This is a genomic window from Gimesia fumaroli, assembly GCF_007754425.1.
Taxonomy (GTDB): Bacteria; Planctomycetota; Planctomycetia; order Planctomycetales; family Planctomycetaceae; genus Gimesia; species Gimesia fumaroli.
Genome location: NZ_CP037452.1, coordinates 882,651 through 895,481, shown reverse-complemented (window position 1 = coordinate 895,481; position 12,831 = coordinate 882,651). Strand labels below are relative to the sequence as shown.

Genomic DNA, 12,831 nt, shown 5'->3' with positions numbered 1-12,831 from the left:
CATTCATGAGACTAAAGCTGAATTTCAATCAGACGACAACTGTTAGCATAACCGGCGGCACGCTTGATCGTGGGAAAGACTTTCGCCGAGGCAATACAAAGTCCCAGATCCAGCAAAGCAGCACGACTCATACGAGATCGCATGCGTTCTTCCAGCATCGGCTCAATTGCCTGCGAACTGGCGACCTGCACCGCAAAATCATACAGATCACGCTGCGCTTCCGAAAGTCCATCGCCCCCTTTGAGAACCGCATCGATAATCTCACGCGCGATCCCGTTCTCCAGGGCAAATCGCACATTCAGCTGCAAACACTCGCCACAATCTTCCACCTGCATCGTTGCCAGCTTGGTGATCCAGAAGGCCTCGCTATCCAAAGCCCCCTGGTAATAGGCCAAAGGCCGGAAGGCGGCAAATTTCGCGTACCCTTCGGGAGAAAGCGTCAGCAGTTCCCGCAAATAGGTGGCATCGTACTGATAGCGGTTTTCAAATTCATTCAATTCCTGCAGATAGTTCGGTTCATTCATGGGTCTACTCCTGTGAGAAAAAGTATGTTCACAGGAAGGACGAGTCAGCATCGCGGAATGTGACCAGCTCAGCAATATTTTTTTCAGATTCGAGCAATAAAATTCTTCCAAATCAATGCACGGCCGCCCAGCCATAAACCAGAGTAAAACTCAGGAAAAAGAGGGTTAATAGATAGTATCCCCACTTCAGCCACCAGAGTGTCAGATGTTCTTTGACATCGAAGACGGCCTGCAGCACAACGCGCACGCCCCAGAAAACGGCGGCATAACAACAGAAAGACCGTGCCAGACCACTTCCATTGGCCAGTTCTGCGGAATTGAAAACACTGATCAGGGCAAACGCCACAATCGACAGCACAATATAACCACCATAAACCCAGTACATCTGACGATGCAGCTTGGAGAGTTTTTCAAATTCCTGGTTCCAGTTCAACCGAACGGGCACAAGTGCCGATGCAATCAACACCGTGAATTGACCGCAGCCACACATGAAAATCAGTTTCGCCAGCAATTCTTCCGTCACGCAATCGCCCCCAGAGTTTTCATGAAAGGAATAATCACCGTCTCAACAAATGCAGGATGAAACAAAATCGCAGCGGGCAAGAGCAGGACCAGCATCGCAAAACACCAGCCAGTGAAACCGTGCCGCAGACCGACCTTCCTGCCGAACCTGCTCCGCGAAATTAAAATCGCGATCCCCTGGATCAGAAAGAACAGCGTGGGTCCGCCATAACCACCCTGCGCCGGAACTGAGATCACCAGATCATGCACGAGACCACTGATCAGAAATGCGATGAGTGTCGTCCCCCACACACCACATCGAGGAAAGAGAGGCACAAACAGAAAACGATGGGTCAAATCACGAAAGGCGGTATTCCAGCGCACTCCCCAGAACTCACTGATGCTGGCAGAAGCCAAAGGTCGGTCCATCAAAGGCCGCGCATTGACATTCAAACTGCGCCAGCCGCACGACAGCAGACGAAACAGACCGAAGTGCAGCGTCATCACAATTCCAATCATGCCAATCCAGCCCACCATCAATGGATACCGCGGTGGCACAAGTCGGCTCACTCCCCAGAACAAACAGAGTCCCACAGCAAATTGGAACCACGCAAACAGCCACTCTTGAGCACGACAGGGATCGATTTTCGAATACGCAGGCGATTTCAAAAAGGCCCCCGCATCCATCCCAGGCCAGGCAAGCAGAAAACCGGCATGTTTCCAAAGTGGTGCACCCTCGATCGAAGTTCTCCGCCAGGTCAACCATTTGCAACCGGCGTAAATCGAAAACGAAAGCATCCACATGAAAGACCAGGCCGGCAGATCTTCAGGAAACCAGAGCAGCACACTACCGGGCAGCAGAATCAAAGGTGCCCAGCCATGAACACAGCCAAGCCGCGAACAGCGACGGGCTACTTGCTCTTCCTCACGGATCGATTGAGACTCAACCGCAGTGTTCCGTAACACCGGTGACGCCCTCCAGATCTGCGGCAATCCGATCTGCAATTTGACGACAGAATTCAGAAGACTCTTTCAAACCCTTCACGGTAACCACTTCAAAAATCTCTTTCGAGGCCACTCCTAACGCCGTAAGATCTGCCTGACAGTCCGCCTGTATTTGTTTCAGGGGCCGGATTACGACAGTCAGAACCATCTGATTTTTCATCAGCCGCCACTCGCGGCCATCTTCCGACCCAAAGTATTCATCCCCCAGGTCTTTCATCAAACGCTCCATCTCAGCCGCATCTGACTCATCAAAAGGTAGTTTCAGGTAAACTCGATTCGACGTACAAATCGACATACTGGTTCCCTCCTTAAGCGCTTCCATCCATCAATGTTCTTCCTAAAAACCCCAAGTCGACTTGAGATAACCTGGACTTTCTTAGTATACATAAAAAAAAGCCGCTGTCTGCCGGAATTTGGTAATTCCCTGTAATTCAACAAGGCAACAGCAATGAAACAGACTGAGTTTTTTTATGGAAAGAAGTGTCAAGCAAGCCAGAATCCACCTACGCTGTTTTGAGCCCGTAAAGATCCTGCAGCGCCGACGTCAGATCGGGAAACGAAAACTCGAACTCCTCATCCCGTAAACGACTTGAGACACAATAGCGACCATACAGCGCCAACTCCGGATCCGTTCGCATCAACAGCGGCGCCCCGATGCGTACCATCCAACCAGCGGCGGGCAGCCCGATTGGCATCTTGAGTGCGTGTCGTAATTGACGCATAAATTCCGCATTCGAAACTGGTTCGGGAGCCGTCGCCAGATACGCCCCCTGCATCGTTACGTCTGTGATCGCGCGGTAAAACAGGCGATTCATATCCTGCGCATGAATCCAACTCATCCCCTGTTTGCCACTGCCGACCGTGCCTCCCAGTCCCCAGCGCACCAACTTCGTCAGTCGCTGTAAGGCACCTCCGTCGCGTCCAATGACAAAACTGGTGCGCAGGATGACCTGCCGCATCTCTGGCAGCACCGCACGGGCAAAAGCGGCCTCCCATTCTTGAGCCACAAAGGGCGCCAGTCCATATCCGAAGGCTGAATCTTCATCACAAATGCACTCGGGCGGATCACCATAGCGGTGCGCCGTCGACATCTGCACCCAGACGGGTGGCGGCGATGCAACTTCCCGCACTGCTAATCCCAAAACGTTCGTCGCTTCCACGCGCGACCGGAGAATTTCATCACAATGCTCGGGCGTTTTAATACAGTCGACCGTCCGCCCTGCCAGGTTCACAATCGCGCTCGCCCCATCCAGTTCATTCACCCACGAGCCAACCGAACGCGAATTCCAGGCCACATGCCGCCACGCACCTTGTGTCTTCGGCGCATGCCTCCCTAACAAGACCACGTCAAAATCCAACTCAGTCAGATAACGCGCCAGATTCAACCCCAGAAACCCGGTCCCCCCGGCAATCACAATGCGATGCTTCGTATCCATACTGGTTGCTCTCTATTTCGTATTGACGATTTAATCATCACTCTCTCGCATCGCTTCCAGTAACTGAAGATACTCCTTCACACTCTCTGGCGGATTGATTCGTTTCAATACTTCAATCATCGAATCCCACTCTTCGTCCCCGGCATCCACAATTTCCAACATCAACATCACCTTGTGACGCATTTCCCCCTCGCCGAACAGCCCCTCTGAATCGAGCTCCACAAACACCCTCTCAAACATCTGCATTAATCGCGCTTTGCGGTCATCAAAAGCGTCATCTGATTCCGGTTCGAAGACATATCGATTGATCTCATCTTCCAGATCATCCATATGCGCTCGTCCGATTCGATGGAGTTCCGATTCTTCATTGACATACCATTTTTCAATTGGATATTCGGGAGAATCATTCTCTAGCGCAAATTGCTCTTCCGTGTTCGCAAACAGCGAAAGGACCACAGTGTCGGAATCGGTCGATAACCCAAACAGATAAACCGATTCCTCAGGACGTGACTTACGAAGATCATTCCAAGTCGCACGTACACCGGACAACAGCCGTTGATAGTAGGAATTGTAGTCAATCACATGTTGTTCTTTCATCTATTCTCTTTCCCCTGGAATTCCTCTATCAGACAGAATAATAAAGCAGCTTCATTTCAACAATTCTAACCATTCCAATTGGCATTACTCTTCCTGACACCAGGCATCCTGCTGTAGACCAAAGTTCGTTTGTTCAAAATCTTCAAGTAATAGTCCGTAAGGACCATCCTCGCTCGTTGTCCAGGGAGTTTCAATTTCAAATCCAATACAATGACTTTCCGGTGCCATAAAGAGTTTTCGAATACGATACAGTTTTTTGATGACTGCGTGATCGGAGAGTTCCGGTAAATAGGGACGTTTTCCAATCTCTACTCCGTAATCATGCGCGACATCCGCAGATACAATCTGATAATCGCCCACAAATGCTTCCTCAAGAAGTATTGCCAGTTCTGACTCACGCGCAATCAGTTCATCCAGCAGCTGTTTTTGATTTTCTGTAATTGTAGATCGCTCACCAAAGCAAATGTGAAAGGTCCTGTTGTCGTCTTCTTTCTCATCAATTTTTTCCGGGGAAACATCTTTCGCTTGAGATTCGGATGCTGCAGCTCTAGCTTTCTTTATCTGCTCATCATAATGATCAATGGCCTTATCGAAGCGTTTTCTGAATGCACGAATTTCTTTATCAGGTGGGACCCACTCTTTCAGCCGGATCTTTTCAAGAGGAAATTCTTTTTTGATTTCGTCAAAACAGTCAGGAACAGCCTGCCAAATGATCTGAACATGCTTGACTAAATCATTCTGAGCTTTTGTAAGTTTAGCTTGGGTAGATGTACTTTTTTCAGATATCTCTACTTCTGTCTTATTGTCGTTATTATTGCTCGCAAATTTGAGCAAATCATCGCTGGCTACTTCCCTCAACGATTCAACTTCACTCCCCAATTCACTTAACACAGGTAACGCCACAACATATTCCAACTCACCATCTATGATCAAATCTTTTTTAAGAATCATGCTCTACCTCAGGAGAAGAAACCTTGCTGCATTTAATATCGATACGGAACACCAACAATGTCAAAGGTATCAGCCGGGTCCTTGCTGATAAAGGCACGCAGGTCTTTCGGGGAAATAGAGTCAGAAATAAAATGCACGCCCCCATCACCAGTCAAAACTAGAAATCCGTGGTCAGTAAACCCACCCAAACGGGGAACCGTCGCATCTTTCGAGTACGCAATATCAACAGGTTTCGTCCAGGGCGCTCGGCTCCGCGACTCGGCCAGCATTAATGTGGAAGCGGGCCAGCCTTTGATGTCTTTGTATTGAGCCACCTCCCCCGGATCAAAGACCGTGCCTTTCCCTACCACGGCATACCAGGCACTCTCTGTTGAATCAGGCTTATCACTGGGATGGCGATAGACAGACGGCATGCTCTTGAGCACTTCCCGGTTCACAGGACTGTCCCAGGGTTCGTTGATATCGTAACCACAGTCTTTAATCGCCGTATGATACAACTCGCGATCCATGTACCTGAGCCTGACAGGCTCCGCATCCTTCCTCAACTCTCTAAGTAAAGGCAATAGCTCCACGCGCCAGCTGTGCAGCGTTTTTCCATCCGGCGCATAAAGTACCGCCGAAGGAAACTGCCCGAACAGGTCATGGTAGTTATGCAACGCCAGGCCGATTTTCTGCAAATTCTTAAACCCGGCTGTCTGATGAGTCAGACGGTGAGCTTCCTCGTACGTTTTCGGTTCCTGAAACGCCTTCTCCGCCGGTTCTTCTGTGGACGCTGATTGAATCAAGAAAATCGGTACGATAAAAAAGACGAACATCATCAGAGACTTAGTCATGCTGTGATACTCCTGACTGTTTCTAAAAGTCTACCTTCGTGCCAACAATAGTATATCACCGTGAGATATAACTTATAGAAACGCCTCATCCGGATTCTTGTCTTTGAAATCGGCGGCAATTGCATTTGCCTCAGGTGATTCTGAATAGCACAACGAACTGTAAGCCCACAAACGCACTTCGTAGAAGGGACTCGCTAATTCATCACTCAAGAAGGCAATCGCCTCGGGTTCAACCGATTCACCGATCAATTCGACCAACCGGGAGCGCATCTGTTCTTCGGTTTCTGCTTGTGCCAACGATATCAGTTGAGCCAATACTTCACCCACGTGTCCCTTGATGGAATGATAGCTTTCCTCATACGTTAAGGAATCATCGCTTCGCAGCTGTTGAACGAACTTTTCAAATTCAGACTGGTTCATTTGATTGTGTACCCCAACTCCTTCATTCCACTCGATGTGAACCAAAAGTCTCGATCAAAACATTTCATACCCGGTCACAAAATAGATCATTGAATCAACAATCAAAGCCAGCCCGACCAATACCAGCAAGATCGGCATCAGAAAATTGCTGATGCGAACGAGCCAGTCATTGATTTTGCGTAAAATGATCTGGCTCTTCTCACCGGAAGTCGCAGTCAAAATCGGCACCAGAGCAAACGGCAATGCATACAACACATTGTATCCTGCTAACACAGCCAGCGACGTCAGCGGCGTCAGGTCGGCTTTGAGAATCTGATCCAAGGCTGCGAAATAAGGGAGCGCAAAGGGCAGACCCATGAAATTGACAATCGCCCCCAGACCGACCGCCGACATGGGAGTCAACGTGCAACTCTCTTCCGCCTGTTCGGTTTTTTCTGTTTTCCAGGACAGGAAACCAACCCAGAGCAGAATCAGACCAATCACCATACCGATGATGTAATCGATCTGTTGCGGGTTCGACAAGCGATTTGAAATCGATTCAATGCCAATCGCGATCACCACGCCTGCGACATAATAAGCCAGCGTATGTCCCAGCAGAACGCCACAACTATTCACAACCGGCCGATTCGTCCCGGCCGCATACACTAGAAAGGCAAATAACACCGGATTGACAACATCCGCAATCAACACCGGAATCAGCGTCATCCATAATTCAAACATCGACTCACATTCCTTATAAGCCTCAACCAGTTTCAGCACATCTTGTCGTGGATAAATGCAAACGCCTGCCCGTACGCATCATCGATCAGTTTCGGATCGCCACCCACCAGTCCGTGTTCGCCATTCGGGATCGTCACCAGCTTGTGTTCGACGCCATGTTGCTGAAACTGTTCCGCCAGCATCGTCGACTGCTCGTAAGGCACATCCGTGTCTTTCGTGCCATGCACCATCAGCGTCGGTGGATATTCTTTCGTCACGTTCTTGATCGTCATATACGGATAAAACTTTTCCGGTTCGCGATGATGATCCCAGCCCGCGACCTCTTTCGGCCAGATTCCCTGCTGACGACAATACTGATAAAAAGCACCCCGCTCTTTTTTGCTCTCCCGCGAATCGGCAATCGGGCCATCGCCCACCTGTGCGTACGCTTCTTCTTTGGTGAATTTCGTCTGATGACGTTCATGCGGGCTCGGCTTGCCGATCCAGTCGCCAATCAAGTCGCCATACCCCCAGTAGGGAACCAGCACTGTCGGCCGCGGCTTCGCCCTGAAACCAGAGACCAGCGTCAGACAGCCCCCCGCCGATCCGCCCGAGACGGCAACCTTGCTCGTGTCCACATTAAACAGTTCGGGCCCTTTTTCGTGCAGCCAGGTGAAACCGTCTTCCAGGTCGGCAATGATCTCCGGCAGTTTCGTTTCGGGTGCCAGCCGATAATCAAACGACACGACGGTATAACCGGCGCCCAGCATATCCTTCAGCACGCGCCCACTCACACCACCACGATGCCCGACGATCAATGCGCCGCCATGAAACCAGACCAGCACGGGCCGCGTCTTGTTATCGTCGGCCCGATGCACGTCGGCTTTGATCTCCAGATCGCCGACCGTTTTATACGTAAAGGTTTTCATTTTCGTTTTCGGTTGTTTTGCACTGCTGATCGCAGGCAGACACAACGCAGCCGCACTCGCGGCACTGACTCCCAACATCGCGCGACGATTCATCATAGCAGACATGAATGGTTTCTCCTGGAAAAATGATTCGGGTCTGCTTCCACGATAGCAGAAACAAGATACCGCGAGCAAATCAGAAACAGGGATCAGGCAGAAAAACAGACCATCAGCACAACCAGCGCTATCACCGCTAGAAACATGCCCCACGCGTTTTTTTCCGAAACGCATTCCGGATTCCGCCACCACTTCCGAAATGACCCCAGCCGATGCCAGAGCCAGAAGCCGGCGGGCACCGTCAGCAGCCCGAAGAACCACATCACCCACAGCGGCGTCCCCGTTTGACGCATCACGCCACAATCGCCAATGCCTTCCAGCGCGCCACCGGCAATGTAAGCACCGTTGGCGATCAGGCAGAAACCGGCAAAGAACTGCACCCATGATGCCTGAGACCAGCGCAGCCGGTTTACCACCAGTAACAATCCCAGTGGAAACAGCACACCACATATCGGCCCGGCCCAGACCACCACCGCCGGATAAGGATTCACTGCCAGATCCGTGCGCGAAATCGCCAATGGATGCAGCACCACCCGGGCGATCTCTCCCCCGGTTACCAGACCGCCAATCACATGCCCCAGTTCATGCACGCCCATCATCGCCAGCCAGCAACCGGCCAGAAGCGGAACTCCGAACAGAATCTGAAACCATCGCGATTGAATAACCCTGACTCTCCTCAAGGAACGGGAGGAACGAAAAACGCCACTGGTTTCGAGGTCATACGACTTCAAACCAACAAGTCCATTAGATCATAAACAATGATTTGATAAATACTTAAAAACGAAAAACGGATAAAGAATGGTTCCCCGTCTCACTCACGATATTCTTCAGAAAAGTCGTCAAATGTCGGGTGACACAGCCCAAAGCAGGCTGTTATTATGAAAACCCAACCCTTAATTAGTTTCCTTTATTTTATAGATCAAGAAGTGATTCGCCATGCGCAACAGAGTTTTTCTGAAGCAGACACTCTCCCTGTTTGTATTTCTTGGCTTCTGTGGTCTCACTTTTTTCTCGCTCTCAGGCGCAGAAAAACAGCCCCCCAAAGCAGCGACTCCCGCCGACCACCCGTTGATCCTGTTTATGATCGGTGAAGAAGGCTATAAAACGGCTGAAAGCCTGCCCGCGTTTGCCAAAGCACATCTGCAACCGCTGGGCTTCCGCACTCAGTTTATTTTCCCCGACAAAGACGATCCAAATTCCTTCCCCGGACTGGAAGCGATCAAAGACGCCGACCTGCTGTTCCTCAGTGTCCGTCGCAAAACACTGCCCGCCGCACAGATGAAACTGATTCGCGATTACCTCGCCGCCGGCAAACCGCTGGTCGCACTCCGCACCTCCAGTCATGGCTTCGCCCTCAGTAAAGGCAAACCCGCCGACGGCTATGCCGAATGGAAAGACTTCGATAAAGAAGTTCTGGGTGGCGAATACGCGGGCGACTTCGGTAACAAAACACCGACCGACGTGACCACTCAACTGCGCGCCGAGCAGGATCCGATCATGGCGACGGTCCGCAATAAATATTTCCGCAGCGAAGGTTCGATGTATAAGAGCATCAATCTCAAACGTTCCACCAAAACGCTGCTGCGTGGCCTGTCCAACGTCGAAGGTCAACCAGTTCAGATGCCGGTCGCCTGGACGAACACCTACAATAAATCACGCGTGTTCTACACTTCGCTCGGCCATCCCGGCGATTTCAAAATCAACACGTTCACCCATACACTGGTCAACGCCATCTACTGGTGCCTGAAACAGGCGCCACCCAAAGTCGATGTCGCCGGCAAAATCACCCGCGACCGGTTTAAAAAGAATGTGGCGGCGAACGAGCAGGTCGATAAAGTGATGAAAGCCTTCAAAGGCAAAGGCGAAGTCGGCGATGAATCGGATCCCACGCCCCCGGAAGAAGCCGTCAAACTGTTTCAGGTCCATAAAGACTTCGAAATGGAAAGCATCGCCGCCGAACCTGAAGTCATGCAGCCCCTTTACATGAGCTTTGATCATCGCGGGCGGATGTGGGTCGTACAATACTTGCAGTACCCCTTCCCCGCCGGTCTGAAAGTCGTCAAATACGACCAGTACTTAAGAGCCGTCTTCGATAAAGTGCCCCAGGCACCACCAAACCATGTTAAAGGTGCCGACAAAATTTCGGTTCTCGAAGACACCGACGGCGACGGCACCTTTGATAAGATCAAAGACGTCATCACCGGCTTGAACATTGTCTCCGCGGTCACCGTCGGCAAGGGAGGCATCTGGGTCCTCAATCCCCCGTACCTGATGTTTTATCCCGACGCCAACGGCGACGATATTCCCGACGGCGATCCCGAAGTCCATCTCTCCGGCTTCGGTCTGGAAGACACGCACTCGGTTGCCAACAGTCTCAAGTGGGGCCCTGATGGCTGGCTTTACGGCGCGAACGGCAGTACCACCACCGGTACCGTCAGTTCGGCCGTCACCAAAAACGTCCACTTCAAAGGCCAGATGATCTGGCGTTATCACCCCGAAAGTAAAATCTTTGAAATTTATGCAGAAGGGGGCGGCAACACGTTCAGCGTGGAGATTGATTCCAAAGGCCGCGTCTTCTCGGGAACCAACAACGGCGGCACCCGCGGCATGCATTATGCTCAGGGCGGCTACGCTCATAAAAACTGGGGCAAACACGGCCCGCTGACGAACCCGTACGCCTTCGGCTATTACGAACACATGCGCCACAAAGGCTACCAGGAGCGATTCAGCCAAACCTTCTCGATTTATGAAGGGGGCATCTTCCCCGCCAAATACAATGGCGCGGTCTTCGCAGCTAACTCGCTGCACAACCGCGTGATGGCCAGTAACCTGATTCCCGATACGTCCACTTATCGTACTGAAGACTTGCCGCCGATCGTGCTCACACAAGATCGCTGGTTCCGTCCTGTTGATATAAAGGTCGGCCCCGACGGCTGTGTCTATCTCGCCGACTGGTATGACAGCCGACTGACACACGTCGACCCGCGCGACAACTGGCACAAAACCAGCGGCCGGATCTATCGTTTGAAACCGACTGACTTCGAACCCATCAAACCGTTTGACCTGAGTAAAGCTTCCAACGAAGAACTCATCGAAAAGATGGGGCATGACAATAAATGGTTCCGCCAGAAAGCCGTCCAGGTCATCGGCGAACGTGGCGACCAGACGATGGTTCCCGCTCTGTTAAAGATCGTCAAAAACGAAAACGACGACCGGGCCCTCGAAGCCCTCTGGGCACTCAATCAACTCGGCGCCTTCGACGAACAGCTCGCGCTGGAACTGCTGGGGCACCGCGATCAACATATCCGCCGCTGGACGATCCGCCTGCTCGGCGATCAGCACCGGACCTCAGAACAATTGAAAAAGTCACTCGTCGAGCTTGCGAAAACAGAGCCCTATGCCGAGGTCCGTTCACAGCTCGCTTCCTCCGCCAAACGCTTGCCTGCCGAAACCGGTCTCGCAATGAGTGAAGTTCTGCTGCAACGCGAAGAGGATCTCGAAGACCTGCACATTCCCCTGCTGTTGTGGTGGGCCATCGAAAACAAAGCAACGTCCGATCGCGAAGCCGTGCTGAAGCTGTTCTCCAAGCCGGAATTCTGGCAGGTGAAAATGGTAGAGGACTATATCCTCGAACGCATCATGCAGCGTTATGCGATGGCGGGCGGAGAAGAAAACTATGCAATGTGTGCCAAACTGCTCAAGCTGGCCCCCTCCGATCAGCACAAAGAAAAGTTGATGGTCGGGATGCTCGAAGCGTTCCGTGGTCAGAAAATTGATAATCTGCCGGAAGAACTCAGCAAAGGCCTGGCAGAATACCAGAAGAGCCTGGGGGAATCCGATCTCGCGCTGGCCCTGCGTCTGGGTGACAAAGCAGCCACCAGCCGCGCCTTGAAAATCATCGCCGATAAAAACGCCGATCGACCGACCCGTCTGACCTACATCGAAATTCTGGGACAACTGAAAACCAAAGCCGCCGTCGGCCCGTTGACCGCGATCCTTTCCTCAAGAGGTGCCGACACGCATTCCCTGAAACGAGTGGCATTACAGGCGTTGATGAACTTCGACAATCCCAGCATCGGCAAAAACATCCTGGCCCGTTATCACAGCACCCTGCTGGATGAGCATGACGTCCGCGGTACCGCGCAGCGTGTTCTCGCCAGCCGCAAAGCCTGGAGCAAACAGTTCCTGGGTGAAGTCGATGCCTGGCGTATCAAAGCCAATACGATTCCGCTGGATGTCGTGCAACAGATGGCACTGCACGATGATCCGGACATCAACGCCAGCATCAAAAAGCACTGGGGCAAAGTGCGTGGCAGTACGACCGAAGAAAAACAACAGGAGATGAAACGCGTCGCCAGCCTGGTCAAAGCGGGTGGCGGTCAGTTCTCCTCCGGCAAAGTTCTGTTCAACAAAACCTGCGCCGCCTGCCATACTCTGTATGGCGAGGGAGGCAAAGCGGGCCCGAAGCTGACTGGCTATGAACGGGACAATCTGAACTTCATGCTGCTGGCGGTCGTCGATCCGAGTGCCGCCATCCGCGAAGAGTTTACGAACTTTCTGATCGTTACCGAAGACGGGAAAACCGTCACCGGCTTGATCGATGAACAGACCACGAAAACCATCACACTCAGAGACGTCAAAGGTCAAACCGTGCTTATTAACAAAGAGGAAATTGATATCCTCAAAGCTCTTGACCTTTCTCTGATGCCCGATGGCCTGACCAAAAATCTGACCGATCAGCAAGTCAAAGACCTGTTCACCTATATCATGAGTCGTACCCCCAACGGCGGTAAATAAACCGCCTGCGAAGCGGGCTGCTCCCCTCGGCCCTCTTCGCTTT

13 protein-coding genes are annotated in these 12,831 nt (G+C 51.7%); 1 reads left to right on the top strand and 12 read right to left on the bottom strand.

Annotation, left to right across the window (positions count from 1 at the left end; translation table 11 throughout):
* Window positions 1-11 precede the first annotated feature (11 nt).
* From Enr17x_RS03485 to Enr17x_RS03430, 12 genes are all read right to left on the bottom strand, one after another.
* Window positions 12-524 carry a carboxymuconolactone decarboxylase family protein gene (locus Enr17x_RS03485; RefSeq protein ID WP_198000947.1) on the bottom strand — a complete coding sequence of 171 codons (513 nt, stop codon included), beginning with the start codon at window positions 522-524 and terminating at the stop codon, window positions 12-14.
* Between the two features lie 112 nt (window positions 525-636).
* Window positions 637-1,047, bottom strand: a complete 411-nt coding sequence (locus Enr17x_RS03480; RefSeq protein ID WP_145305907.1) for a hypothetical protein — start codon at window positions 1,045-1,047, stop codon at window positions 637-639.
* Complete coding sequence (locus Enr17x_RS03475) at window positions 1,044-1,991, bottom strand: MBOAT family protein (RefSeq protein WP_145305905.1); 948 nt, start codon at window positions 1,989-1,991, stop codon at window positions 1,044-1,046. Before Enr17x_RS03475 ends, Enr17x_RS03480 begins: the two co-directional genes overlap by 4 nt.
* The gene (locus Enr17x_RS03470) at window positions 1,969-2,352 is read right to left on the bottom strand and encodes a hypothetical protein (protein ID WP_145305903.1); all 384 of its coding nucleotides are present in this window, start codon (window positions 2,350-2,352) and stop codon (window positions 1,969-1,971) included. The genes Enr17x_RS03475 and Enr17x_RS03470 overlap by 23 nt, the downstream gene beginning before the upstream one ends.
* Before the next feature lie 181 nt (window positions 2,353-2,533).
* Window positions 2,534-3,466, bottom strand: a complete 933-nt coding sequence (locus Enr17x_RS03465) for a TIGR01777 family oxidoreductase (protein ID WP_145305901.1) — start codon at window positions 3,464-3,466, stop codon at window positions 2,534-2,536.
* 30 nt (window positions 3,467-3,496) lie between these two features.
* Complete coding sequence (locus Enr17x_RS03460) at window positions 3,497-4,063, bottom strand: DUF4303 domain-containing protein (protein WP_145305899.1); 567 nt, start codon at window positions 4,061-4,063, stop codon at window positions 3,497-3,499.
* Between the two features lie 84 nt (window positions 4,064-4,147).
* Window positions 4,148-5,014 (bottom strand): hypothetical protein, encoded by an 867-nt coding sequence (locus tag Enr17x_RS03455; protein WP_145305897.1) that lies wholly within the window; start codon window positions 5,012-5,014, stop codon window positions 4,148-4,150.
* Window positions 5,015-5,046: 32 nt separating this feature from the next.
* The gene (locus Enr17x_RS03450) at window positions 5,047-5,847 is read right to left on the bottom strand and encodes a DUF1559 family PulG-like putative transporter (protein ID WP_145305895.1); all 801 of its coding nucleotides are present in this window, start codon (window positions 5,845-5,847) and stop codon (window positions 5,047-5,049) included.
* A 72-nt stretch (window positions 5,848-5,919) separates the two neighbouring features.
* Window positions 5,920-6,267, bottom strand: coding sequence for a HEAT repeat domain-containing protein (locus Enr17x_RS03445; protein WP_145305893.1), 348 nt, complete (start codon window positions 6,265-6,267; stop codon window positions 5,920-5,922).
* 54 nt (window positions 6,268-6,321) lie between these two features.
* Window positions 6,322-6,987, bottom strand: coding sequence for a GAP family protein (locus Enr17x_RS03440; protein ID WP_145305891.1), 666 nt, complete (start codon window positions 6,985-6,987; stop codon window positions 6,322-6,324).
* A gap of 32 nt (window positions 6,988-7,019) precedes the next feature.
* Window positions 7,020-8,000: an alpha/beta hydrolase gene (locus Enr17x_RS03435; protein WP_198000946.1), complete on the bottom strand. Its 981-nt coding sequence runs from the start codon at window positions 7,998-8,000 to the stop codon at window positions 7,020-7,022.
* A gap of 83 nt (window positions 8,001-8,083) precedes the next feature.
* Complete coding sequence (locus Enr17x_RS03430) at window positions 8,084-8,722, bottom strand: hypothetical protein (RefSeq protein ID WP_232100933.1); 639 nt, start codon at window positions 8,720-8,722, stop codon at window positions 8,084-8,086.
* Between the two features lie 205 nt (window positions 8,723-8,927).
* Between Enr17x_RS03430 and Enr17x_RS03425 the strand changes: the two genes are divergently transcribed.
* Window positions 8,928-12,788: a PVC-type heme-binding CxxCH protein gene (locus tag Enr17x_RS03425; protein ID WP_145305887.1), complete on the top strand. Its 3,861-nt coding sequence runs from the start codon at window positions 8,928-8,930 to the stop codon at window positions 12,786-12,788.
* Window positions 12,789-12,831 lie beyond the last annotated feature (43 nt).

What these genes read in the sequence shown, in the direction of transcription:
- Enr17x_RS03485 (WP_198000947.1), bottom strand. Translation starts at nt 524, where the DNA reads ATGAATGAACCGAACTATCTGCAGGAATTGAATGAATTTGAAAACCGC.
- Enr17x_RS03470 (WP_145305903.1), bottom strand. Translation starts at nt 2,352, where the DNA reads ATGGAAGCGCTTAAGGAGGGAACCAGTATGTCGATTTGTACGTCGAAT.
- Enr17x_RS03465 (WP_145305901.1), bottom strand. Translation starts at nt 3,466, where the DNA reads ATGGATACGAAGCATCGCATTGTGATTGCCGGGGGGACCGGGTTTCTG.
- Enr17x_RS03460 (WP_145305899.1), bottom strand. Translation starts at nt 4,063, where the DNA reads ATGAAAGAACAACATGTGATTGACTACAATTCCTACTATCAACGGCTG.
- Enr17x_RS03455 (WP_145305897.1), bottom strand. Translation starts at nt 5,014, where the DNA reads ATGATTCTTAAAAAAGATTTGATCATAGATGGTGAGTTGGAATATGTT.
- Enr17x_RS03450 (WP_145305895.1), bottom strand. Translation starts at nt 5,847, where the DNA reads ATGACTAAGTCTCTGATGATGTTCGTCTTTTTTATCGTACCGATTTTC.
- Enr17x_RS03445 (WP_145305893.1), bottom strand. Translation starts at nt 6,267, where the DNA reads ATGAACCAGTCTGAATTTGAAAAGTTCGTTCAACAGCTGCGAAGCGAT.
- Enr17x_RS03440 (WP_145305891.1), bottom strand. Translation starts at nt 6,987, where the DNA reads ATGTTTGAATTATGGATGACGCTGATTCCGGTGTTGATTGCGGATGTT.
- Enr17x_RS03435 (WP_198000946.1), bottom strand. Translation starts at nt 8,000, where the DNA reads ATGTCTGCTATGATGAATCGTCGCGCGATGTTGGGAGTCAGTGCCGCG.
- Enr17x_RS03425 (WP_145305887.1), top strand. Translation starts at nt 8,928, where the DNA reads ATGCGCAACAGAGTTTTTCTGAAGCAGACACTCTCCCTGTTTGTATTT.